The organism is Paraburkholderia edwinii, assembly GCF_019428685.1.
Lineage (GTDB): Bacteria > Pseudomonadota > Gammaproteobacteria > Burkholderiales > Burkholderiaceae > Paraburkholderia > Paraburkholderia edwinii.
This window is the reverse complement of sequence record NZ_CP080095.1, coordinates 1858841-1883426: the sequence shown is the minus strand read 5'-3', so window position 1 is coordinate 1883426 and position 24586 is coordinate 1858841. Positions and strand designations below refer to the sequence as shown.

23 protein-coding genes and 1 tRNA gene are annotated in these 24586 nt (G+C 61.5%); 1 reads left to right on the top strand and 23 read right to left on the bottom strand.

Going from position 1 to position 24586, the window contains the following annotated elements:
* Positions 1-18: 18 nt before the first annotated feature.
* The 18 genes from nuoL to rpsO form a co-directional block, all read right to left on the bottom strand.
* Positions 19-2082, bottom strand: a complete 2064-nt coding sequence (gene nuoL / locus KZJ38_RS08395; protein WP_219799616.1) for an NADH-quinone oxidoreductase subunit L — start codon at positions 2080-2082, stop codon at positions 19-21.
* Between the two features lie 31 nt (positions 2083-2113).
* Complete coding sequence (gene nuoK, locus KZJ38_RS08390) at positions 2114-2419, bottom strand: NADH-quinone oxidoreductase subunit NuoK (protein ID WP_013339863.1); 306 nt, start codon at positions 2417-2419, stop codon at positions 2114-2116.
* Positions 2420-2439: 20 nt separating this feature from the next.
* Positions 2440-3150, bottom strand: a complete 711-nt coding sequence (locus KZJ38_RS08385; protein ID WP_219799615.1) for an NADH-quinone oxidoreductase subunit J — start codon at positions 3148-3150, stop codon at positions 2440-2442.
* Positions 3151-3347: 197 nt separating this feature from the next.
* Positions 3348-3836 carry an NADH-quinone oxidoreductase subunit NuoI gene (gene nuoI / locus KZJ38_RS08380; protein WP_175231917.1) on the bottom strand — a complete coding sequence of 163 codons (489 nt, stop codon included), beginning with the start codon at positions 3834-3836 and terminating at the stop codon, positions 3348-3350.
* Positions 3837-3851: 15 nt separating this feature from the next.
* Entirely contained in the window at positions 3852-4916 is a 1065-nt protein-coding gene (nuoH, locus tag KZJ38_RS08375; RefSeq protein WP_219799614.1) for an NADH-quinone oxidoreductase subunit NuoH, read from the bottom strand.
* Positions 4917-7259, bottom strand: a complete 2343-nt coding sequence (gene nuoG, locus KZJ38_RS08370) for an NADH-quinone oxidoreductase subunit NuoG (protein ID WP_219799613.1) — start codon at positions 7257-7259, stop codon at positions 4917-4919.
* Positions 7260-7378: 119 nt separating this feature from the next.
* Complete coding sequence (nuoF, locus tag KZJ38_RS08365) at positions 7379-8707, bottom strand: NADH-quinone oxidoreductase subunit NuoF (protein ID WP_219799612.1); 1329 nt, start codon at positions 8705-8707, stop codon at positions 7379-7381.
* On the bottom strand, positions 8704-9189 hold the full coding sequence (gene nuoE, locus KZJ38_RS08360; protein WP_219799611.1) for an NADH-quinone oxidoreductase subunit NuoE: 486 nt from the start codon (positions 9187-9189) through the stop codon (positions 8704-8706). The genes nuoF and nuoE overlap by 4 nt, the downstream gene beginning before the upstream one ends.
* 147 nt (positions 9190-9336) lie before the next feature.
* Positions 9337-10590, bottom strand: a complete 1254-nt coding sequence (locus tag KZJ38_RS08355; RefSeq protein ID WP_219799610.1) for an NADH-quinone oxidoreductase subunit D — start codon at positions 10588-10590, stop codon at positions 9337-9339.
* A 9-nt stretch (positions 10591-10599) separates the two neighbouring features.
* Positions 10600-11202: an NADH-quinone oxidoreductase subunit C gene (locus KZJ38_RS08350; protein WP_219799609.1), complete on the bottom strand. Its 603-nt coding sequence runs from the start codon at positions 11200-11202 to the stop codon at positions 10600-10602.
* Between the two features lie 21 nt (positions 11203-11223).
* Positions 11224-11703 carry a NuoB/complex I 20 kDa subunit family protein gene (locus tag KZJ38_RS08345; RefSeq protein WP_006052903.1) on the bottom strand — a complete coding sequence of 160 codons (480 nt, stop codon included), beginning with the start codon at positions 11701-11703 and terminating at the stop codon, positions 11224-11226.
* 61 nt (positions 11704-11764) lie between these two features.
* Positions 11765-12124, bottom strand: coding sequence for an NADH-quinone oxidoreductase subunit A (locus tag KZJ38_RS08340; protein WP_075157603.1), 360 nt, complete (start codon positions 12122-12124; stop codon positions 11765-11767).
* A 178-nt stretch (positions 12125-12302) separates the two neighbouring features.
* A tRNA-Leu gene (locus KZJ38_RS08335) sits at positions 12303-12387 on the bottom strand.
* 112 nt (positions 12388-12499) lie between these two features.
* On the bottom strand, positions 12500-12925 hold the full coding sequence (secG, locus tag KZJ38_RS08330; protein ID WP_219799608.1) for a preprotein translocase subunit SecG: 426 nt from the start codon (positions 12923-12925) through the stop codon (positions 12500-12502).
* Between the two features lie 143 nt (positions 12926-13068).
* Positions 13069-13851 carry a triose-phosphate isomerase gene (gene tpiA / locus KZJ38_RS08325; RefSeq protein WP_219799607.1) on the bottom strand — a complete coding sequence of 261 codons (783 nt, stop codon included), beginning with the start codon at positions 13849-13851 and terminating at the stop codon, positions 13069-13071.
* Positions 13852-14140: 289 nt separating this feature from the next.
* The gene (locus tag KZJ38_RS08320; protein WP_219799606.1) at positions 14141-15157 is read right to left on the bottom strand and encodes an NAD(P)H-quinone oxidoreductase; all 1017 of its coding nucleotides are present in this window, start codon (positions 15155-15157) and stop codon (positions 14141-14143) included.
* Between the two features lie 166 nt (positions 15158-15323).
* Entirely contained in the window at positions 15324-17468 is a 2145-nt protein-coding gene (gene pnp, locus KZJ38_RS08315; RefSeq protein ID WP_219799605.1) for a polyribonucleotide nucleotidyltransferase, read from the bottom strand.
* 351 nt (positions 17469-17819) lie between these two features.
* A complete protein-coding gene (rpsO, locus tag KZJ38_RS08310; RefSeq protein WP_219799604.1) occupies positions 17820-18089 on the bottom strand; it encodes a 30S ribosomal protein S15 in 270 nt (89 codons plus the stop codon).
* Positions 18090-18437: 348 nt separating this feature from the next.
* On the opposite strand from rpsO, the gene KZJ38_RS08305 reads away from it, so the two are divergent.
* Positions 18438-18983 carry a hypothetical protein gene (locus KZJ38_RS08305; protein WP_219799603.1) on the top strand — a complete coding sequence of 182 codons (546 nt, stop codon included), beginning with the start codon at positions 18438-18440 and terminating at the stop codon, positions 18981-18983.
* A gap of 117 nt (positions 18984-19100) precedes the next feature.
* Here KZJ38_RS08305 and KZJ38_RS08300 read toward each other — a convergent pair whose 3' ends face one another.
* From KZJ38_RS08300 to ilvN, 5 genes are all read right to left on the bottom strand, one after another.
* Positions 19101-20645, bottom strand: a complete 1545-nt coding sequence (locus tag KZJ38_RS08300) for a 2-isopropylmalate synthase (RefSeq protein ID WP_219799602.1) — start codon at positions 20643-20645, stop codon at positions 19101-19103.
* Positions 20646-21169: 524 nt separating this feature from the next.
* Positions 21170-22051: a CDP-diacylglycerol--serine O-phosphatidyltransferase gene (gene pssA / locus KZJ38_RS08295; protein WP_219799601.1), complete on the bottom strand. Its 882-nt coding sequence runs from the start codon at positions 22049-22051 to the stop codon at positions 21170-21172.
* Between the two features lie 20 nt (positions 22052-22071).
* Entirely contained in the window at positions 22072-22710 is a 639-nt protein-coding gene (locus KZJ38_RS08290) for a phosphatidylserine decarboxylase (RefSeq protein ID WP_219799600.1), read from the bottom strand.
* A 166-nt stretch (positions 22711-22876) separates the two neighbouring features.
* A complete protein-coding gene (gene ilvC, locus KZJ38_RS08285; protein WP_219799599.1) occupies positions 22877-23893 on the bottom strand; it encodes a ketol-acid reductoisomerase in 1017 nt (338 codons plus the stop codon).
* 96 nt (positions 23894-23989) lie between these two features.
* On the bottom strand, positions 23990-24481 hold the full coding sequence (gene ilvN, locus KZJ38_RS08280) for an acetolactate synthase small subunit (RefSeq protein ID WP_075157614.1): 492 nt from the start codon (positions 24479-24481) through the stop codon (positions 23990-23992).
* Positions 24482-24586 lie beyond the last annotated feature (105 nt).

The following is a 24586-nucleotide window of genomic DNA, read 5'->3' as shown; positions in this document are numbered from 1 at the left end:
GGTGTCTCCTCGCGTTGTTTATTTGCCGCCGAGCGTAACGAACAACGTCAGGAGGCCCAACATGCCGATGATCATCGCAAACGCGTAGTGATAGATATAACCGGACTGCAGGAAGCGGATCACGCTCGCGAACCAGCCGACAAAGCGCGCGCTGCCGTTGACGATACCGTCGATCACGACGACGTCGCCTTCCTTCCACAGGCCGCGGCCGATCGCCACGGCGCCGCGCGCGAAGACGACTTCGTTGATCTTGTCCATGTAGTACTTGTTGTCGAGCAGCGTGTAGATCGGCGAGAACGTCTGGCGGATCTTCGCCGGCAGGTCAGGACGCTTGATGTACAGGAACCACGTCACGACCACGCCCGCAATCGACAGCCACACGGGCAGACCGGAGAACGAGTGGATGCCCATCTCGAACCAGCCGTGGAATTCCTCGGCCATTTCACGCAGTGCCGGATGGTTGTCGGCGATGTAAATCACCTTGTCGAACGCGACGCCGTGCGAGAAGAAGTCGCCGTACAGCATCGGGCCGATACCGATCGCGCCGATGATCACCGACGGAATCGCAAGCAGCACGAGCGGAACCCACACCACCCACGGCGTTTCGTGCGGCACGTGCGCATGATCGTGACCGTGATCGTCGTGACCGTGGCCATGCTCGTCATGGGCATGCGCGGCGGCTTCGATCGCCATCGGCGAATCGGGATGCTTCGGACCGCGGAAGCGCTCCTTGCCGTGGAACACCATGAAGTACATGCGGAACGTGTACGTCGCCGTGACGAACACGCTCGCCGTCGCCGCGAAGGACGCGAAACCCGAACCCGGCAGGTGCGACAGGTGCACCGCGTCGATGATCGAATCTTTCGAGTAGAAGCCGGAGAAGAACGGCGTGCCGATCAGCGCGAGCGAACCGATCAGCGTGGTGATCCACGTGATCGGCATGTACTTCCACAGGCCGCCCATGTTGCGCATGTCCTGATCGTGGTGCATGCCGATGATCACCGAACCGGCGCCGAGGAACAGCAGCGCCTTGAAGCACGCGTGCGTCATCAGGTGGAACACGCCGACCGGGTAGGCCGACGCGCCGAGCGCGACGGTCATGTAACCGAGCTGCGAGAGCGTCGAATACGCAACCACGCGCTTGATGTCGTTTTGCACGACGCCGAGGAAACCCATGAACAGCGTGGTAATTCCGCCGATCACCATGATGAACGACAGCGCGGTGTCCGACAGTTCGAACAGCGGCGACATGCGCGCGACCATGAAGATGCCGGCCGTCACCATCGTCGCCGCGTGAATCAGCGCGGAGATCGGCGTCGGGCCTTCCATCGAATCGGGCAGCCACACGTGCAGCGGGAACTGCGCCGACTTACCCATCGCGCCGATGAAGAGGCAGATGCAGGCCGTGGTCAGCAGGCCCCAATCGGTGCCCGGGAACGTCATGGCGGCGAGTTCGTGGTTCTTCGCGAACACGTCGGCGTAGTTCAACGAACCGGCGTAGGCGAGCAGCAGGCCGATACCGAGCAGGAAGCCGAAGTCGCCAACGCGGTTCACGATGAACGCCTTCAGGTTCGCGTAGATCGCGCTCGGACGCGTGAAGTAGAAGCCGATCAGCAGGTACGACACGAGACCCACCGCTTCCCAGCCGAAGAACAGCTGCAGGAAGTTGTTGCTCATCACGAGCATCAGCATCGAGAACGTGAACAGCGAGATATACGAGAAGAAGCGCTGGTAGCCGTCCTCCCCCGCCATATAGCCGATCGTGTAGATGTGCACCATCAGCGAGACGAAGGTCACGACGAGCAACATCATCGCGGTCAGCGAGTCGACGAGGAAGCCGACCTCGAACTTCAGCTTGCCGATCGTCATCCATTCGTAGATCGTCGCGCTGAAGCTGGCGCCGTTCAGCACGTCGAAAAACGTTATGACCGACAGGACGAACGAGATCGCCACCCCGAGGATCGTTACCGAGTGAGCGCCTGCGCGCCCGATCGTCTTGCCGAGAAGGCCCGCGATCAGCGAACCCGCTAGTGGAGCGAGCGGGATGGCCAGCAGCAGGTTTTCGTTGAGTGTCGTTGACATAACCGCTTACCTGAAATGAACTTCGCTGAAATTAACCTTTGAGCTGATCGAGGTCCTCGACGTTGATCGTGTCGAGGCTACGGAACAGGGTCACCAGAATCGCGAGGCCGATCGCTGCTTCGGCTGCGGCCACCGTCAGCACGAAGAACACGAAGATCTGGCCGTGCACGTCGCCGAGATAGTGCGAGAACGCGACGAAATTGGTGTTCACCGCCAGCAGCATCAGTTCGATCGCCATCAGGATGATGATGACGTTGCGGCGGTTCAGGAAAATGCCGACGACGCTGATCGCAAACAGGATCGCGCCGAGCACGAGGTAATGAGCAAGGGTCAACATGTTTTTCTCCTCTCGGGCGCTCAGGCTTTGCCTGCGGGCGCCGGGGCGCCGGTTGCGGCACCAGCCGCGGTCGCGGCTGCCGTCGCTGCCGTTGCCGGCTCCGTGGGTACCGGTGCCGGTGCGACTTCCGGCTTCATCTTTACGATGCGCACGCGATCCTGGCTGCGCACCGCGACCTGGTCCGAAATGCGCTGGCGCTTGCTGTCTTTCTGGTGACGCGTGGTCAATGCGACCGCTGCGATGATCGCGACGAGCAACACGAGGCCCGCCACTTCGAACGCAAAGATGTAATCGGTGTAGATGACCTTGCCGATCAGGCGCGTGTTCGACCACCCTGCCGTGCCGCCGATGGCCGCCGTCGTATCACGCACCGGCTGCACCGTCGCGCCGTAGCCGTGCCACAGGATCAGCGCCGTCTCGATCACGATGATCGCGCCGACGATGGTCGCCATCGGCACGAAGCGTTTGAAGTCTTTACGCAGCACGTCGAGATTGATGTCCAGCATCATCACGACGAACAGGAACAGCACCATCACCGCGCCGACGTACACGAGCACCAGCAGAATGCCGAGGAACTCGGCCTGCAGCAGGATCCAGATCGCGGCCGCGTTGAAGAACGCGAGCACGAGGAAGAGCGCGGCCGCCACCGGGTTGCGCGAAGTGATCACCTTCAGCCCCGACACCGTCAGGAGCAGCGCGAAGATGTAGAACAGTACGGTCGTGAATTCCATGATTACCGGTTCTTCGTTAGGCCATCGTCAGGCAGGATCCCTCGGCTTGCCGCAGCACGCGCGCGCATTTTACGCGACGTTCATCCTGCGCGAGACGCGCGCGATCAACGCTAACGGCACTCAAGGGGCTGCGCACCGCGCCGCCATTACCGGGGCGGCCGACGCGACTTCGTACTACAGCAATGCAACTTCCTGGATCAACGATACGGTGCGTCCGCTGCCTTGTTCGCCGCGATTTCCGCTTCGTAGCGGTCGCCGACGGCCAGCAGCATGTCTTTCGTGAAGTACAGGTCGCCGCGCTTTTCGCCGTGATATTCGAGAATATGCGTTTCGACGATCGAATCGACGGGGCAGCTCTCTTCGCAGAAACCGCAGAAGATGCATTTGGTCAGGTCGATGTCGTAGCGCGTCGTGCGGCGCGTATTGTCCGCGCGCGTTTCCGACTCGATCGTGATGGCCAGCGCCGGACACACCGCTTCGCACAGCTTGCAGGCGATGCAGCGCTCTTCGCCGTTTTCATAACGGCGCAGCGCGTGCAGTCCGCGAAAGCGCGGCGAAATCGGCGTTTTTTCTTCCGGGAACTGCACGGTGATCTTGCGCTGGAACGCATAGCGTCCGGTCAGCGCGAGACCCTTAAGCAGTTCGGTCAGGAAGAAAGTCTTGAAGAAATTTTGAAATGCGGTCATGGGGACATCCGCCCTTTATTTCCAGATATTCAACGGCGACATGATCCAGAATCCGACCACTATCAGCCACACCACGGTCACCGGAATGAATACCTTCCAGCCGAGACGCATGATCTGGTCGTAGCGGTAGCGCGGAAACGTCGCACGCACCCAGATGAATACCGACAACAGGAAAAACACCTTGAGGACGAGCCAGAAGATGCCCGGAATGAACGACAGAAAACCGAACGGTGCGTCCCAGCCGCCGAGGAACAGGATCGAGGCAAGCGCCGAGATCACGATCATGTTGATGTACTCGCCGAGGAAGAACAGCGCGAACGCCATCCCCGAGTAATCGATCATGTGGCCCGCGACGATTTCCGACTCCCCTTCCACCACGTCGAACGGGTGGCGGTTCGTTTCGGCAATGCCCGACACGAAGTAGACGACGAACATCGGCAGGAGCGGCAGCCAGTTCCACGACAGGAAGTTGACGCCGAAGCTCGCGAAGATGCCGCGCGTTTGCGAATTGACGATGTCCGACAGGTTCAGGCTACCGGCTGTCATGAGCACGACGACGAGTGCGAAACCCATCGAGATTTCGTACGACACCATCTGCGCGGCGGCGCGCATCGCACCAAGGAACGCGTACTTCGAGTTCGATGCCCAACCGGCCAGAATCACGCCGTAGACGCCGATCGACGAAATCGCAATGGCGTACAGCAGGCCTGCGTTGATGTCACCCAGTACCGCGCCCGCCTGGAACGGAATCACCGCCCAGATCGCGAAGGCCGGCACCACCACCATGACCGGCGCGATCAGGTAGATCCAGCGGCTTGCCTGGGTCGGCTGGATCACTTCCTTCAGCAACAGCTTGAGCACGTCGGCGATCGGCTGCAGTGAGCCGCCGGGGCCGACGCGGTTCGGGCCGAGACGCACGTGCATCCAGCCGATCAGTTTGCGCTCCCAGAGGATCAGGTACGCGACGCACAGCAGAATCACGACAGCCACGACGAGGATGCGCACCAGCGCCCACACCGTCGGCCACGCGACACCGAGAATCTCACTGCCGCCCGCGTTGATCGAATCGAACAAGGTCATTTACGCCTTCTCCACCAGCAGTTCGCCGAAGAGGCTACCTAGCGCCGCGCCGGCGGGCGTGGCCGCCGACACGCGGACCACCGTCTCCGCAAGATTCGCATCGCGCACGGCCGGCACCTGCACCGAACGCTCCCCCTGGCGCACGCGCACTGCGTCGCCGTCTTTCAGACCCAGCTTGTCGAAGAGCCCAGCCGGCAGGCCGATCGTGTTCGCGTTACGCGCGGCTTGCGTCAGATGCAGCGAGCCGGCACGGCGCACGAGCGGATCAGCATGGTAGATCGGCACATCGGCGATGCGCTCGAACGAACCGTTCGCGGCTTTCGCTGCGTTGCCGTTGCTGCGTGCGACCGTCGATGCGGTCTTGTTCGACAGACGCGGCGTGAAGTCCGCATCGCCGAGCGCGGCGGCGCGTACTTCTTCAGCCGTGTCGTATTCGAAGCCCGCTGCGCCGAGCAGGCTGCCGAGCACGCGCAGCACCTTCCATGCGGGACGGGCATCACCCAGCGGACGCACGACGCCGTTAAAGCTCTGTACCGTGCCTTCCGCGTTGATGAAGGTACCGGCCGTTTCGGTGAACGGCGCGATCGGCAGCAGCACGTCGGCGTAGTCGGCGCCCGTTTTGAACGGCGACATCACGACGACCATTTCCGCCTGGTTCAGCGCGGCCAGCGCCTGCGCCGGGTTGGCGGTGTCGAATTCCGGCTCGACGTTCATCAGCACGTAGCCCTTGCGCGGCTGCTCGAACGCTTCGCGTGCGTTGAGGCCACCGTTGCCCGGCAATGCGCCGACAAGGTGGGCGCCGACCGTGTTCGCTGCTTCCGTGAGGAAGCCGAGCGTGGCGCCCGTTGCGTCTGCGATCCATTGTGCTGCGGCGTGGATGCGTGCAAAGTCGGGATGCTGGACGGCAGCGTTGCCGATCAGCACGACACGCTTTTCGCCGGCTGCGAGCGAGGCCGCGACCTGCTTTGCGGCATTCGATACCTGAATGCCGGCGAACGCTTCCGGCAACGCGACGCCGCGCGCTTCAGACACAGCGGCGGCGATACCGGCCAGTTCGTCGAGCCATGCGGACGGCGCCGCGGCGATCACTTGCGCCTTCGGGATCAGCGAGTTGTCGCTCGATGCCTGCAGCAGCGTGAGCTTGGCGCCACCCTTCGATGCCTGGCGCAGACGCGCGGCGAAGAGCGGATGATCGCGACGCAGCGACGACGTGCCGACGACAAATGCCGAATCGACGAGCGACAGGTCCGCGATCTTCACGCCGAGCCACGGCGTGCCGTTCACCGGCGCCGAGAAATCGGCCTGACGCAGACGGAAATCGATATTCGGCGTGCCGACTGCCTGCGCGAGTTGCTTCAGCAGGAACAGTTCTTCGACCGTGCTGTGCGCGCTGCCCAATGCGGCGATTGCATTCGCACCGTGATCGCCCTTGATGCCGTTGAAGCCCTTAACCACATATTCGAGCGCCGTCTGCCAGTCGGTCTCGACCCACTGACCGCCTTGCTTGATCATCGGCGTGGTCAGGCGCTCTTCGCTATTGAGCGCTTCGTACGAGAAGCGGTCTTTATCCGAGATCCAGCATTCGTTGATCGCTTCGTTCTCGAACGGCAGCACGCGCATCACGCGGTTGTTCTTGACCTGCACAACGAGGTTCGCGCCGACGGAATCGTGCGGGCTCACCGACTTGCGGCGCGACAGTTCCCACGTCCGCGCACTGTAGCGGAACGGCTTGCTCGTGAGCGCGCCGACCGGGCACAGGTCGATCATGTTGCCCGACAGTTCGGAGTCGACGGTCTTGCCGACGAAGGTCGTGATTTCCGAGTGCTCGCCGCGGTTCAGCATGCCGAGCTCCATCACGCCGGCCACTTCCTGGCCGAAGCGGACGCAGCGCGTGCAGTGGATGCAGCGCGTCATCTCTTCCATCGAGATCAGCGGCCCCACATTCTTGTGGAACACGACACGCTTCTCTTCGCTATAGCGCGACGAAGACTTGCCGTAGCCGACCGCCAGATCCTGCAGCTGACATTCGCCACCCTGATCGCAGATCGGGCAATCGAGCGGATGGTTGATCAGCAGGAATTCCATCACCGATTGCTGGCCCTTGATGGCCTTCTCGGATTTGGTCCGCACGACCATGCCTTGCGACACAGGTGTCGCGCAGGCGGGCACCGCCTTCGGCATTTTCTCGACGTCGACGAGGCACATCCGGCAATTCGCCGCGATCGACAGCTTCTTGTGATAGCAGAAATGCGGCACGTACGTGTCGACCTTATGCGCAGCCTGGATCACCATGCTGCCTTCAGGTACCTCGACCTTTTTGCCGTCTATTTCGAGTTCAACCATGATGGTCAATCTTCCTTAACCTGATACCGCTCAATCGTTCGCCCCGTTCATCGCGCGATGTGCACCCGGTACATGACGGGCGCTCTCGCGATGAATCTGCATTCGACGTTCTGCTTCTTTTATGCAGCGACCGTTTCCGACACCGCCGCCGCCCCGGCATGACCGCCGACGAGGCAGCGCTTGTTGGCGACGTGATATTCGAACTCGTCCCAGTAGTGCTTCAGCATGCCGCGCACCGGCATAGCCGCCGCATCGCCGAGCGCGCAGATCGTGCGGCCCATGATGTTTTCGGCCACCGAGTTCAGAAGATCCAGATCTTCCTTGCGGCCCAAACCATGCTCGATACGATGCACGACGCGGTAGAGCCAGCCGGTGCCTTCGCGGCACGGCGTGCACTGGCCGCACGACTCTTCGTAATAGAAGTACGACAGGCGCAACAGCGAGCGCACCATGCAGCGCGTCTCGTCCATCACGATCACTGCGCCCGAACCGAGCATCGATCCGGCTTTCGCGATCGAATCGTAATCCATGTCGGTTTGCATCATGATGTCGCCGGGAATAACCGGCGCCGACGAACCGCCCGGGATGACCGCCTTGATCTTCTTGCCGCCGCGCATGCCGCCGGCGAGCTCCATCAGCGTCGCGAACGGCGTGCCGAGCGGCACTTCATAGTTGCCCGGACGCTCGACGTCGCCCGCCACCGAAAAGATCTTCGTGCCGCCGTTGTTCGGCTTGCCGATCTCCAGATACGCTTGCGGGCCGATTTCGAGCAGGAACGGCACCGCTGCGAAGGTTTCGGTGTTGTTGATCGTGGTCGGCTTGCCGTAGACGCCAAAGCTCGCCGGGAATGGCGGCTTGAAGCGCGGCTGACCCTTCTTGCCTTCGAGCGACTCGAGCAGCGCCGTTTCTTCGCCGCAGATATACGCGCCGTAACCGTGGTGCGCATGCAGCTGGAACGAGAAGCCCAAGCCCATGATGTTGTCGCCGAGGAAGCCCGCGCGGCGTGCTTCTTCGAGCGCCTCTTCGAAGCGCCGGTACTCGGCGAAGATTTCGCCGTGAATGTAGTTGTAGCCGACCGTGATGCCCATCGCATACGCGCCGATCGCCATGCCTTCAATCAACGCATGCGGATTCCAGCGCAGGATGTCGCGGTCCTTGAACGTGCCCGGTTCGCCTTCGTCCGAGTTGCAGACGAGATACTTCTGCCCCGGAAACTGGCGCGGCATGAAGCTCCACTTCAGGCCGGTCGGGAAGCCCGCACCGCCACGGCCACGCAGGCCCGATGCCTTCACATCGGCAATCACCTGCTCCGGCGGGATTTTTTCTTCCAGGATGCGGCGCAGCTGTTTGTAACCGCCACGCGCAACGTAATCTTCGAGATGCCAGTTCTCACCGTTCAGTCCGGCGAGAATCAGCGGCTTGATGTGACGATCGTGTAAAGACGTCATTTCGAAAGTTCCTCGAGCAGCTGGTCGATCTTCTCGCGGCTCATGAAGCTGCACATACGGTGGTTGTTCACGAGCATCACCGGTGCGTCGCCGCACGCGCCCATGCACTCACCCTCTTTGAGCGTGAACTTGCCGTCCGCGGTGGTTTCGCCGAAATCGATTCCAAGCTTCTGCTTCAGATATTCAGCGGCGCTCTCCGAGCCGCCGTCCGGGCCGAGCTGACACGGCAGGTTCGTGCAGAGCGTGACCTTGTACTTGCCGATCGGCGACGTTTCGAACATCGTGTAGAACGTCGCGACTTCCTGCACGGCAACGGCCGGCATGCTGAGATAGTCGGCGACGTACTGCATCAGATCGGGCGACAGCCAGCCATGTTCTTCTTGCGCAACGGCCAGCGCCGCCATCACGGCGGATTGTTTCTGATCGGCGGGGTACTTCGTGAGCGCACGATCGATTTCTTTCAGGCCTTCAGCTGAGATCATTTTCAGACACGACTCTTTCAATTCCTACCGAACGAAAACCTGCCGCTTCACTGCATGATGCGACAGACCCGGCGTTCCTTGCTTGCCCCTTGCCTCGCGCCGCGCTGGTACAGCCTTCTACTCCGGGCGGGGCTCGATGAAAACGCTTTAGCGATCCACTTCGCCGAACACGATGTCCTGCGTGCCGATGATCGTGACCGCATCGGCGATCATGTGGCCGCGCGCCATTTCGTCGAGCGCGGACAGATGGGCGTAGCCCGGCGCGCGAATCTTCAGGCGATACGGCTTGTTCGCGCCATCCGAAATCAGATAGATGCCGAACTCGCCCTTCGGATGCTCGACGGCCGCATACGACTCGCCTTCAGGCACATGGAAGCCTTCGGTAAAGAGCTTGAAGTGGTGGATCAGCTCTTCCATGTTCGACTTCATCCCGACGCGCGACGGCGGCGCAATCTTATGATTGTCGATCATCACCGGGCCGGAATTCTTGCGAAGCCAATCAATACATTGTTTGACGATGCGCGTTGATTGACGCATTTCTTCGACGCGCACGAGGTAGCGGTCGTAGCAGTCGCCATTCACGCCAACCGGAATGTCGAAATCCAGTTGATCGTACACCTCGTAAGGCTGCTTCTTGCGCAAGTCCCACTCGATGCCCGAGCCGCGCAGCATCGCGCCCGTCAGACCCATTTGCAACGCGCGCTCGGGGCTCACGACGCCGATACCCACCAGACGCTGCTTCCAGATCCGGTTGTCGGTGAGTAGCGTTTCATACTCGTCGACACACTTCGGGAACCGGTTGAAAAAGTCTTCGATGAAATCGAGCAGCGAACCCTGGCGGCTTTCGTTCATTTTCGAAAGCGCCTTCGCATTGCGGATTTTCGATGCCTTGTATTGCGGCATTGCGTCGGGCAGATCGCGATAGACGCCGCCCGGACGATAGTACGCAGCATGCATACGCGCGCCTGACACCGCTTCGTACACGTCCATCAGATCTTCGCGCTCGCGGAACGCATACAGAAACACTGCCATCGCGCCGACGTCGAGTGCGTGCGCGCCAATCCACATCAGGTGGTTCAGCACGCGCGTGACTTCGTCGAACATCACGCGAATGTACTTCGCGCGAATCGGCACATCGATGCCGAGCAGCTTTTCGATCGCGAGCACATAACCGTGTTCGTTCACCATCATCGACACGTAGTCGAGACGGTCCATGTACGGCACGGACTGGATAAACGTCTTGTTTTCAGCGAGCTTTTCGGTCGCGCGGTGCAGGAGGCCGATGTGCGGATCGGCGCGCTGGATCACTTCGCCGTCGAGCTCGAGCACGAGGCGCAGCACGCCGTGCGCTGCCGGGTGCTGCGGGCCGAAGTTGAGCGTGTAGTTTTTGATCTCTGCCATGGCGTTCCCTTAATGTTTGAGACCGCCATAGCGATCCTCGCGGATCACGCGCGGCGTGATTTCACGCGGCTCGATCGTCACCGGCTGATAGACGACGCGCTTCTCTTCCGGGTCGTAACGCATTTCGACGTAACCGGAGATCGGGAAATCCTTGCGGAACGGGTGGCCGATAAAGCCATAGTCGGTCAGGATGCGGCGCAGGTCCGGATGGCCTTCGAAGACGATGCCGTACAGGTCGAACGCTTCGCGCTCGTACCAGTTCGCCGAGTTCCATACGTCGACCACTGACGGGACGATCGGCAGATCGTCGTCCGGCGCGAACACGCGCAAGCGCACGCGCCAGTTGTTCGCAATGGAGAGCAGGTGCAGCACCGCGGCAAAACGCGGGCCTTCGTAAGCGCCGTCGCCGTACGTCTGATAGTCGACACCGCACAGATCGATCAGCTGCTCGAACTTCAGCGATGCGTCGTCGCGCAGCTGCTTTGCCACGTCGAGGTATTCGCTCGCCTTCACGACAATCGTCAGTTCACCGACTGATTCCGTGATGCTCGACAGGCGGCCGCCAAAGGCCGCCTCGAGATTCGCTTTGAGGGTCTCGAGTTTGCTTGCCATATTGTGGGGAGGCTTAGGCCTTTATTGACGGGCGATGGTGTTAGTGCGCCGGATCTTCGCTTGCAGCTGGATCACGCCGTAGACGAGCGCCTCGGCCGTCGGCGGACAGCCCGGCACGTAGACGTCGACCGGGACGATGCGATCGCAGCCGCGCACGACCGAGTACGAATAGTGGTAATAGCCGCCACCGTTCGCGCACGAACCCATCGAAATCACCCAGCGCGGTTCGGCCATCTGGTCGTACACCTTGCGCAGCGCGGGCGCCATCTTGTTACACAGCGTGCCGGCGACAATCATCACATCCGACTGACGCGGACTCGGACGAAACACGACGCCGAAACGGTCGAGGTCGTAGCGGGCCGCACCCGCATGCATCATCTCGACCGCGCAACACGCAAGACCGAACGTCATCGGCCACAGCGAGCCGGTGCGCGTCCAGTTGATCAGTTTGTCAGCCGTCGTGGTGACAAACCCTTCCTTCAAGACCCCTTCGATACTCATTTGCGTTCCACTCCAGACGGGCAGCTAGCGTAGGCCGCCCTGAAACCGGCGATTGGACCCGTCATTCCCAGTCGAGTCCGCCTTTCTTCCAGATATAGGCGAAGCCCAGCAGGAATTCGAGCAGAAAAATCATCATCGAAATAAAGCCCGGCCATCCGATATCGCGCAGCGCAACGCCCCACGGAAACAGGAACGCGGTTTCAAGATCGAAAATGATGAACAGGATGGCGACAAGGTAGTAGCGCACGTCGAACTTCATGCGCGCATCTTCGAACGCTTCGAAGCCGCATTCGTACGGCGCGTTCTTTTCGCTGTCGGGCCGGCTGGGACCGAGGATCTTGCCGATACTGACCAGTGCTACGCCTAAACCGGTACCCACGAGGAGAAACAGCAATACGGGGAAATAGGCTGCGAGGTTCAAGACTATCCTCAATCGGTTGGTTCTAAAGCCACCAGATGCCGGGAGCAGACCCCTCCCCCGACGCGAATCACTTCGGCCTGCTTGCTGTTGTAAGCGTATGGCAAGCAGCTCACTAGAAGTGAAAATGCCAGCCGAAGCGAAGCAAGCGGCTGGCATTAGGATAACGTCTAGATAACATTGGTGCCGACGGCGAGACTCGAACTCGCACAGCTTTCGCCACTACCCCCTCAAGATAGCGTGTCTACCAATTTCACCACGTCGGCACTGTCTGCAATCCGGGAAATCAACTTATAAAAGCCGCGAATCGCTTCAAGACTTGAATTGTAACTGGTTTAAACAGTTTGTTCAACGCACAAAAGCAGGCTAAACGAAAATTTATTTCGGCACGTCCTGGCCCGGCGCCGGCGATGCAGGCGCGGCAGCGGAAGCACCCGACGCAACAGCATTCGTTGCAGCAGAAACCGATGCCGAAGCAGCAGCCGATGCAGGCCCTGACGCCGGCGTTTCAGCAGGTGCGCTCGTCGTTGCCGCAGTACCAAGGACACCTGCCGAAGGCTTCGCGTGATACGCACCGAGGTACGTCAGCGTAAGCGTCGTGACGAAGAAGATCGCGGCGAGCACCGCAGTCGAGCGCGACAGGAAGTTGGCCGAACCGGTCGCACCGAACAGGCTGCCCGATGCGCCGCTGCCGAACGCCGCGCCCATGTCCGCGCCCTTGCCATGCTGCAACAGCACGAGGCCGATAATGCCAAGCGCCGACAGCAGCTGCACGACGATGATCAATGTTTTCAAATACAGCATCACACTCACCCGAGTCTTTATTTAAAGGCGCAACGTAATAACACGCTGCGCGCAACAATCGAACTACCGCAAACTATCGTGAACTGCCGTGCGAACAAGCAGGCTAATGATCACGCTAACTGCCGCGCTAACTAACAAGCCAATTACCGCACCGCATTCGCCGCGACCGCCGCCTGGCAGATCGCGAGGAAATCGATATGCTTCAGCGATGCGCCGCCGATCAGGCCGCCATCGATGTCCTGCTGGCGAAACAGTTGTTCCGCGTTATCCGGTTTCACACTACCGCCATACAACAGCACTACGCCAGCCGCTGCCGCTTCGCTTTTTGCCGCAAGCCGCGCGCGCAGGAAAGCATGCACCGCTTGCGCCTGTTCGGCTGTCGCAGTCTTGCCGGTTCCGATCGCCCACACCGGCTCGTAAGCGATCACGATGCGCAACGCCTGGTCGGGCGACAGCTTCGTGAGCACCGCGTCGATCTGCATGCCGATAACGCTTTCGGTTTCGCCGGCTTCGCGCTGCTCGAGCGTTTCGCCGACACATACAATCGGCGTCAATCCCGCTTCGAGCGCACGCAGCGTTTTCGTTGCGACAAGCTCAGCGCTTTCGAGATGGTACGCGCGCCGCTCCGAGTGACCGACAATCGCGTACGACGCACCGAACTCTACCGCCATTTCAGCCGCGACTTCGCCAGTGAACGCGCCTTGCTCATGCGCGGACACGTCCTGCACGCCCCATGCGACGCGGCTGCCGTTGAGCAGCACCTGCGCCTGCGCAAGGTATGGACACGGCACACAAACGCCGACACCCACCGCTTCCGGCAAGCTGCCCGCGCCTTGCGACACCGCCTGCAACAACACCTTGTTGTCGGCAAGACGACCATGCATCTTCCAGTTGCCGACTACCAGCTTCGCTCGTTGTTTCGCCATCGCCTTGCCCGTTGCCCTGATGTCATCAATGGTGGATGAACTCCGCTTCGTCGTTCGTCCCGGTTCCTTGAACCACTCTGCCTCTATGACTGCAACCAACCTGCCGCCGCACGCGCAAAACACGCGATTTTACTTTGCGCGGCGCGGACGGGTCAAACACGGAGAAAATCGGTGGGGCGATACGGGCCAACCCACCATGCAAAACCTGCGGTAACCGGCAAGATGCGCACAGTGCCCAACCCGCGCCAAACCCGCCCACCGCACGCGCCCGCCGTGCCTCGACGGTCGATCAGGCGTCCGCGCCCCAATTCAGCACGATCTTCCCGACATGCGTGCTGCTTTCCATCAGTTCGTGAGCTTGCGCGGCCTGGCCGGCCGGAAACACGCGATGCACGACCGGTTTGATGGACCCGTCTTCGAGATGCGGCCACACGCGCTCCTTGAGCTGCGCGGCGATCTTCGCCTTGAACTCGACCGGCCGCGGACGCAGCGTCGAACCCGTGATGGTGAGCCGGCGACGCATCACGTCGCTCAGGTTCACTTCCGCCTTCGCGCCGCCCAGCAGCGCAATGATCGCGACCCGGCCGCCATCGGCGAGCGCCTTGAGTTCGCGCGCGATGTAGCTGCCCGCGACCATATCGAGAATCACGTCGACGCCGCGATCGTTCGTCAGCGACTTCACGACTTCGACAAAGTCTTCCGTCTTGTAGTTGATCGCGCGTTCGGCGCCGAGCGCTTCGCATGCGCGGCATTTGTCGTCGGAACCCGCGGTCGCGAATACGCGAAAACCGAGCGCATGCGCGATCTGAATCGCTGTCACGCCGATGCCGCTCGATCCGCCTTGCACAAGGAACGTTTCGTTCGCGCCGCCCTCGCCTTTGCCGAGCAGCGCACGGTCGAACACGTTGCTCCAGACCGTGAAGAAGGTTTCCGGCAGCGATGCCGCTTCGATATCGGTCAATCCCTTCGGCACCGGTAGACACTGCGCGAGCGGCACCGCCGCGAACTCCGCATAGCCGCCGCCCGCGAGCAGCCCGCATACGCGATCGCCCATCTTGAGGCCGAACGGATTGTGCCTGGCGTCGATCGTGCCACCGACGATTTCGCCCGCCACCTCGAGCCCCGGCAGATCAGATGCGCCGGGAGGCGGTGCGTACGAACCCTTACGCTGAAACACATCGGGCCGGTTCACGCCGGACGCCGATACCTTGACCAGCACTTCACCCGCTTTCGCTTCCGGCATCGGACGCTCGGCAAGCTTCAACACTTCCGGTGCGCCGAACTCGGTAATTTCGATCGCTTTCATCGCTGTCGTCTCCAAAGGTGGGGATTGCGCTGAAAACTGCGGGAGCTGTTGCGGGAATAACCGCGGAAACAAACGCGGGAACACGCGCGGGTTCGCAATGCAATCCACCCTACATGAAAAACGGCCGGCGCGCATTCACGCTGCCGGCCGTTTGTTCGAGCCGTGCTTACTGCTGCGGCGTCGATTCGGGTTGCGTCGCGGAGCCGTCGTTCAACAGCGCCTTCGCGGACAGCCGCACGCGGCCCTTCTCATCCGTCTGGATGACCTTGACCTTCACCTGCTGGCCTTCCTTCAGATAGTCGTTGATGTCCTTGATGCGCTCGTTCGCGATCTCGGAGATATGCAGCAGACCGTCCTTGCCCGGCAGGATATTCACGATCGCGCCGAAGTCGAGCAGCTTGAGCACCGTGCCCTCGTAAATCTGGCCCACTTCGACTTCCATCGTGATGTTCTCGATGCGCTTCTTCGCTTCGGCCATGCCCTCCGCGCTCGTGCTCGCGATCGTCACGACGCCGTCGTCGGAGATGTCGATCGTCGTGCCCGTTTCTTCGGTCAGCGCGCGGATCACCGAGCCGCCCTTGCCGATCACGTCGCGGATCTTTTCCGGATTGATCTTGATCGTGATCATGCGCGGTGCGAACTCCGACAGCTGCGTGTTCGCGCCGGACACGGCCGAGGTCATCTTGCCGAGGATATGCATGCGGCCTTCCTTCGCCTGCGCGAGCGCGACCTGCATGATTTCCTTCGTGATGCCCTGGATCTTGATGTCCATCTGCAGCGCGGTCACGCCATCGGCGGTACCGGCCACCTTGAAGTCCATGTCGCCGAGGTGATCTTCGTCGCCGAGGATGTCGGTCAACACCGCGAACTTGTTGCCTTCGAGGATCAGGCCCATCGCGATGCCGGCGACGTGCGCCTTCATCGGCACGCCGGCGTCCATCAGCGCGAGGCAGCCGCCGCACACCGACGCCATCGACGACGAACCGTTCGACTCGGTGATTTCCGACACGACGCGAATCGAATAGCCGAATTCGTCGGCGCTCGGCAGGCACGCGACGAGCGCGCGCTTGGCCAGACGCCCGTGGCCGATTTCGCGGCGCTTCGGCGAACCGACGCGGCCGGTTTCGCCGGTGGCGAACGGGGGCATGTTGTAGTGGAGCATGAAGCGGTCGCGGTACTCGCCTTCGAGCGCGTCGATGATCTGCTCATCGCCCTTCGTGCCGAGCGTCGCGACGACGAGCGCCTGCGTTTCGCCGCGCGTGAAGAGCGCCGAGCCGTGCGTGCGCGGCAGGACGCCCGTGCGGATTTCGATCGGACGCACCGTGCGCGTGTCGCGGCCGTCGATACGCGGTTCGCCGTTCAGGATCTGCGAACGGACGATCTTCGCTTCGATGTCGAACAGCACGTTGCCGACCGTCGCCTTGTCCGCGGCGACGCCGCCCGATGCGGCCGCTTCTTCTTCGAGCTTCGCCGACGTGGCTGCGTAGACTTCCTTCAGCTTCGTCGAACGTGCCTGCTTGTCACGCGTTTGATAGGCGGAAAGCAGCGAGTTGTAGGCGATTTCGTTGACGCGCGCGATCAGCGGTTCGTTCTTCGGCGCCGGCTGCCAGTCCCACTCGGCCTTGCCGCCGTCGCGCACGAGTTCGTGGATCGCGTCGATGGCCGTTTGCATCTGCTCATGGCCAAACACGACCGCGCCGAGCATCACGTCTTCGGGCAGCTGGTCGGCTTCCGATTCGACCATCAGCACCGCACGCTCAGTACCAGCGACGACGAGGTCCAGACGCGATTCCTTGATTTGCGAGCGCGTCGGGTTCAGCACGTATTCGTTGTTGATGTACGCGACGCGCGCCGCGCCGACCGGGCCGTTGAACGGCAGGCCCGAGATGGCAAGCGCCGCCGATGCGCCGATCAGCGCGGGGATGTCGGCCGGCACTTCCGGGTTGATCGACATCACGTGGATGACAACCTGCACTTCGTTATAGAAGCCTTCCGGGAAAAGCGGACGCAGCGGGCGGTCGATCAGGCGCGAGATCAGCGTTTCGCCTTCCGACGGACGGCCTTCGCGGCGGAAGAAACCGCCCGGGATCTTGCCGGCCGAATAGGTCTTCTCGATATAGTCAACCGTCAGCGGAAAGAAATCCTGGCCCGGCTTGGCGGTCTTCGCACCGACGACGGTGGCGAGCACGACCGTATCTTCGACGTCAACGAGCACCGCACCGCTTGCCTGGCGAGCGATTTCGCCCGTCTCGAGGCGAACCGTGTGCTGCCCCCACTTAAATTCTTTGACGATCTTGTTAAACATAGACATTTGTCCTCCATTGATCTTTTCGTTACGCCGCACGCGCCAATGCGCGACGGCCACGCTTGAACCGGCGCCACAGGGGAAGAGGAGTGTTATGCCATTCCAGAGAGCCGCGCGGCATGCGCGAACCGCTGGAATGACACAGCGCTCTTCCCTGAAGCCCGGTTGCTCTTGCTATTGTTGCTGCCTGTTATTGCTTGCGCCGCTGCCTGTTATTGCCTGCTATTGGATCTGGCTGCGGACACTCGTTGCACGCGGGTTTTCGATGAATACGGCAGCCCGTTTGCGCACCGTTCAAAAACAAAATGCCTGCATCAGTGGAACTGACACAGGCACTTTGCTGAAAGAACGACCCGCTTACTTACGCAGACCCAGCTTCTCGATCAGCGAACGATAACGATCGGCGTCCTTGCCCTTCAGGTAGTCGAGCAGCTTGCGACGGCGGCTCACCATGCGCAGCAGACCGCGGCGGCTGTGATGGTCTTTCGTGTGGGCTTTGAAGTGAGCCGTCAGCTCGTTGATGCGCGACGTGAGCAGTGCGACCTGCACTTCGGGGGAGCCGGTATCGTTAGTGCCGCGAGCGAATTGCGCGACGACGTCGGACTTTTTGATTTCAGCAACAGTCATTTGATTTCCTTTGATTCAACAGGCGGTCACGGAAGAAGGGCCGTGCCGTGGGTTACAGCGAAACCGCTGAATTCTACGCTACGACGAGGCGCTAAGGCTGTATAAGCCGGGTTGAACGACGCCAACCCCCAATAACAACCCAAAGCACCTACGTTTCACAACGAAGCGCGTATTGTAGCACAGCCCGAATGTCCGGAGAATCCCGGTCTTTCGGACACGGAGCGCGCTGCGAGCGCGCTTTGGGGTCGCTGAATTGCTATGCGGTTTGAAAATCTTTCGCCGCATCACATGTCAAAATGATGCCTGTCCGCGATAGAAATTATCGTGAAAACGCATCCGGAGACATTCATGTTCAATCGCCTTTCAACAGCATACGCAGCGATTGCGCGGCACATAAGCAGGCGCCGCGCGCTGGTTGCCTGCGTCGGTGCGCTTGCGCTGGCGGGCTGCGCGCAGCCGTGGCAGGGCTACCAGACAGGCGCCGACCAGTCGACGGTGCTCTCGCGGCTCGGGCCGCCGCGCGAGGTCTACGACCTGCCCAACGGCGGCAAGCGGCTGATGTGGCCGACCCAGCCGATGGGCGAATACACGACCGCCGCCGACATCGATGCGAATGGCAAAATCGTCAGCGTGCGTCAGGTGCTGCAGCCGAGCGAATTTTATCGTGCGGAAATCGGCAAATGGACGCGCGCCGATGTGCTCGTCAACTTCGGCCGCCCCGAGGAAACCTCGTATTTTCCGCTGATGAAGCGCGAGGTGTGGACGTACCGGTATTACGAGGACAACGTCTGGTACATGCTGTACAGCTTCTATTTCGACGATCAGGGCATTCTGCGACTCACGCAGAAGACGCCTGATCCGCTGCACGACCCGGATCGCCGGAGTGCGTTCTAAGTCGGAGCCACATTGTCACGCGTCGCGTGCGCTGTGGTGCTGAGCATAAAAAACCCCGTGGGGCTTCAGGGCCGACACGGGGTTTTGTTTTTGCGCGCCGTCGCGCGGCGCTTGCGCTTACGACCGCTGCGGATTGAGCTTGTCTACACCCGTGTACAGCCGGTTCAGCGCCGCGATATACGCCTTCGCCGACGCCGCGACGATATCCGGATCGGTACCGACGCCGTTCACCACGCGCCCCGCCTTCGACAGCCGCACGGTCACTTCGCCCTGCGCCTGGGTGCCGGTGGTGATTGCGTTCACCGAATAGAGCAGGAATTCCGCGCCGCTACCGACTTCGCTTTCGATCGCGTTCATCGTCGCGTCGACCGGACCGTTGCCGCGCGCTTCGGCGGTCACTTCCTTGCCTTCGACTGAGAACACGATCCGCGCGTGCGGCTGCTCACCGGTTTCCGAGCGCTGCGAGAGCGACACGAACTTGTAGTGCTCCTTCTCCTGCGCTTCGGCCGACTCCTCGGTGACGATCGCGATGATGTCCTCGTCGAAAATCTCAGCCTTGCGGTCGGCGAGTTCCTTGAAGCGCGAGAACGCGGTGTTGAGTTCTGCTTCGCTGTCGAGCGCGATGCCCAACTCCTGCAGACGCTGCTTGAACGCGTTGCGGCCCGACAACTTGCCGAGCACGATCTTGTTCGCGGTCCAGCCCACGTCTTCCGCGCGCATGATTTCGTAGGTATCGCGCGCCTTCAGCACGCCGTCCTGGTGAATGCCCGATGCATGCGCGAACGCGTTCGCGCCGACCACCGCCTTGTTCGGCTGCACGACAAAACCGGTGATTTGCGATACAAGCTTCGAGGTTGGCACGATCTGCGTCGTATCGAGACCGACGTCGAGGCTGAAATAGTCCTTGCGCGTCTTCACCGCCATCACGATTTCTTCGAGCGACGTATTGCCCGCGCGCTCGCCGAGACCGTTGATCGTGCATTCGACCTGACGCGCGCCGCCGATCTGCACGCCGGCCAGCGAATTCGCGACCGCCATGCCGAGGTCGTTATGACAGTGCACCGAGAAGACGGCCTTATCCGAGTTCGGAATCCGCTCGCGCAGCGTCTTCACGAGATTGCCGTAGAGCTCCGGCACGCCGTAGCCGACCGTGTCGGCGATATTGATGGTCGTCGCGCCTTCGGCAATCACCGCTTCGAGCACGCGGCACAGGAAATCCATATCCGAGCGGCTGCCGTCTTCGGGCGAAAACTCGACGTCGTTCGTGAATTTGCGCGCAAAGCGCACCGCGAGCTTCGCCTGCTCGAACACCTGATCCGGCGTCATCCGCAGCTTCTTTTCCATATGCAGCGGCGACGTTGCGATAAACGTGTGGATGCGGAAATGATCGGCGGGCTTCAGCGCATCGGCGGCGCGTTGAATATCTTTGTCGTTCGCGCGGGCCAGCGAGCAGACCGTGCTGTCCTTGATCGTCGACGCGATCGTATGGATCGCCTCGAAGTCGCCGTTCGAGCTTGCCGCAAAGCCCGCTTCGATCACGTCCACCTTCATCCGCTCGAGTTGCTTCGCGATACGGATTTTCTCTTCCTTCGTCATCGACGCGCCGGGCGACTGCTCGCCGTCACGCAACGTCGTGTCGAAAATGATCAGCTTGTCTGCCATCTCAGGTCTCCTGGGGATTCGGTCAATTCAAATCGAAAAAGGAATACGGGTGTTTGCGCCACCGGCGGCGACGCTAACAAGAGACGAGGCGGACGGGAGGCGAAAACGGTCAGCGCGACAGGCGCGCCGAAGCTAGCGAGCGTAGTAGCGCGCCAGCTTGAAGAGTCAGGAAGGGGAACTTGGAAAGTGCCATGCCAGCGACTATAGCGAGATTCATCGATTCGCGCAATTCACGAAAACCGTCGGCGTGGTCGCTCAACCATCGGCCGAGCGGCGTCGATACGGCGCGCGCCATATGGCGCAACGGCCTGTCGGCGAAACGCAGCAGGCTGCCATAGGCGCAGGCAAATGCGGCGATTGAAAAGCAGAAACGGCTGCTTTTGAGTCGCGGTCGCGTTGCACCCGCGTTGCGCTCAAAAAGCAGCCGTCGAATATGACCGGCGCGTGAAGCGGCACATGAAGCCGTATGTGAAGCGGCGCGCCATCAATACCGTCGCGGCGGTAGTGGCCGGCGGTGCCGGCCGCTACGGCTGCCGCTGCGAAGAACGCGCCGGATTAGCGCGGCCGCGCAGCGCCTGATACCCCCAGAACACATAGCCCGAGAGGCCATACAGCACAAACAGGCCGAATAGCATCAGCGGCGGATCGGACGACACGACCACGAACAGCACCACGACCAGAAGCGTGGCCGCGAACGGCACGCGATGCCGGATATCGAGCGCCTTGCCGCTGTAGAACGGCGCGTTCGATACCATGGTCACGCCTGCGTAGACCGTCAGCGCGAACGCGACCCACGGCAACCAGCCGAGCTTGAGCGGCACGCGGTTGTCGGTCGCGAGCCATACGAAGCCGGCGATCAGCGCCGCGGCGGCCGGGCTCGGCATGCCCTGGAAGAAGCGCTTGTCGACCACGCCGATATTCGTGTTGAAGCGCGCGAGCCGCAGCGCCGCGCCCGAGCAGTAGATAAACGCCGCGAGCCAGCCCCAGCGGCCGAGGTCCTTCAGCACCCATTCGTACATCACCAGTGCTGGCGCGACGCCGAACGACACCATATCGGACAGGCTGTCGAACTGCTCGCCGAACGCGCTTTGCGTATGCGTGATACGCGCGACGCGCCCGTCCATGCCGTCGAGCACCATCGCGACGAAGATCGCGATCGCCGCAACTTCGAAGCGCACGTTCATGGCCTGCACAACCGCGAAGAAGCCGCAGAACAGCGCCGCGGTGGTAAATGCGTTCGGCAGAAGGTAAATGCCGCGCTTGCGCAGGAACTGCTGACGCGCGGCGCGCCGGCTGTCGATTACGACCGGCACAGGTTCGCCCGCCGGCTTGTTGCGGCGAAACGGTCTGATCGGCCGCGGTTGCGGCGCGGCGCTACTGCGTGTACGACGCGGTTTCAGGGCCATCGGAGTCTCCGTGCGCCGCTTTATAGTTCAGCCAGAATGGTCGACGAGGCCGACACCTTCTCGCCGATCGTGACACGCGGACGGCTGCCCATCGGCAGGTAGACGTCGACGCGCGATCCGAAGCGGATAAAGCCGTAGCGCTGGCCTCGCGTCAGCGGCTCTCCCGCACGGACGTAGCAAAGAATGCGCCGCGCGATGAGCCCGGCGATCTGCACCGAGGTCACCGTCGCCCCGCTCGCCGTCTCGATGACGATCGCATTGCGCTCGTTTTCGAGCGACGCTTTATCGACGGCCGCATTCAGATACGAGCCCGGGAAGTATTCGACCTTCGAAATCGCGCCGTCGACCGGCGAGCGCTGCGAGTGCACATTGAACACATTCATGAACACGCTGATCTTCAGCGCCTCGCGCTGCGCATACGGGTCATGGGCGGTCTCGACAGCGACGATGCGCCCGTCGGCGGGACACAGCACCGCGTTGGGCTGTGCCGGAATGGGTCTTGCCGGATCGCGGAAGAATTGAACGATGAAGATGACGAGCAGCCAGAACAGCCACGCAATGCCGAACCCGAGGAAGGCATGGACCAACAGCGCGACGACGACGGCGATTCCAATAAACGGCCAGCCTTCGCGTGCGATGATCGGGTGAGGGTAATTCATGGATGGCTTCAGTGTTTTTGTAAAACCGTAGGATAGCAAAAGCCGCCCAGGGTTCAGCACGCTGGACGGCTTTGTGGGACGGCGCAGCACGGTAACTGCACCGGATCTGGCTGGCGGGTGAAACCCGGGGGGGAAACCCACGGGAAGGAAAACCCCGCTGCCCGCTTTAGTTCTTCGACTGGTCGACGAGCTTGTTCTTCGCGATCCACGGCATCATGGCGCGCAGCTTGGCACCGACCTGCTCGATCGGGTGCTCTGCGGTCAGACGGCGACGCGATTGCAGCGTCGGCGCACCGGCGCGGTTTTCGATGATGAAGCTCTTCGCGTACTCGCCCGTCTGGATGTCCTTCAGCACATCCTTCATCACCTTCTTCGTTTGGTCGGTGATGATGCGCGGGCCCGTCACGTACTCGCCGTACTCGGCGTTGTTCGAGATCGAGTAGTTCATGTTCGCGATGCCGCCTTCGTAGATCAGGTCGACGATCAGCTTCATTTCATGCAGGCACTCGAAATAGGCCATTTCCGGCGCGTAGCCCGCTTCGACCAGCGTCTCGAAACCGGCCTTGATCAGATCGACGGTACCGCCGCACAGCACGGCCTGTTCGCCGAACAGATCGGTTTCGGTTTCTTCACGGAAGTTCGTTTCGATGATGCCGGCACGGCCACCGCCGATGGCCGCCGCGTAGGACAGCGCGACTTCGCGCGCCGCGCCTGACTTGTCCTGCGCAATCGCGACCAGCATCGGCACGCCGCCGCCTTGCGAGTACGTGCTGCGCACCGTGTGACCCGGCGCCTTCGGCGCGATCATGATCACGTCGAGGTCCGCACGCGGAATCACCTGACCGTAGTGCACGTTAAAGCCGTGCGCGAACGCGAGCGCCGCGCCCTGCTTCGCATTGGCGTGCACTTCGTTCTTGTACACCTCGGCGATCTGCTCGTCCGGCAGCAGCATCATGACGACGTCGGCACCCTTCACCGCCTCGGCCACTTCCTTCACGGTCAGGCCCGCGTTCTCAGCCTTGCTCCACGAAGCGCCGCCCTTGCGAAGACCGACCGTCACCTTCACGCCGCTGTCCTTCAGGTTCAGTGCGTGCGCATGGCCTTGCGAGCCGTAACCGATGATCGTGACCTGCTTGCCTTTGATGAGGGAGAGGTCGGCGTCCTTGTCGTAGAAAACTTTCATGTCTGTTCCTTGGCGATAAACGGTGAATTCAAATAATGCGTTTTGCTGCCTGGCCGGACTCGCGGGTAGCGCGCCCGGCCCTGATCGATGGCGTCGTCAAACCTTCAGGATACGCTCGCCGCGCCCGATGCCCGAACCGCCCGTGCGGACCGTTTCGAGAATCGCCGTTGCATCGATTCCTTCGATAAACGCGTCGAGCTTGTCGCTCGCGCCCGTCAGTTCGATCGTGTAAGTCTTTTCGGTGACGTCGATAATGCGGCCGCGGAAAATGTCCGACATCCGCTTCATCTCTTCACGCTCCTTGCCGACCGCGCGTACCTTGATCAGCATCAGCTCGCGCTCGATGTGGGCGCCCTCGGTCAGGTCGACCACTTTCACCACCTCGATCAGGCGGTTCAGATGCTTCGTGATCTGCTCGATCACGTCGTCCGAGCCAATGGAAACGATGGTCATGCGCGACAGCGAACGGTCTTCGGTCGGCGCCACCGTCAAGGTTTCGATGTTGTAGCCGCGTGCCGAAAAGAGCCCGACGACGCGCGATAACGCGCCCGGTTCGTTTTCGAGCAGCACGGAAATGATGTGTCTCATGATCGCTTCTTCCAGATATCCAAATATCGATTTATCCGCACCGGCCGCGCCGCTTCGCCTGCGTTACGCCCTTCGTGAAGGCGTGCATGGCGAAGCCAACGCACA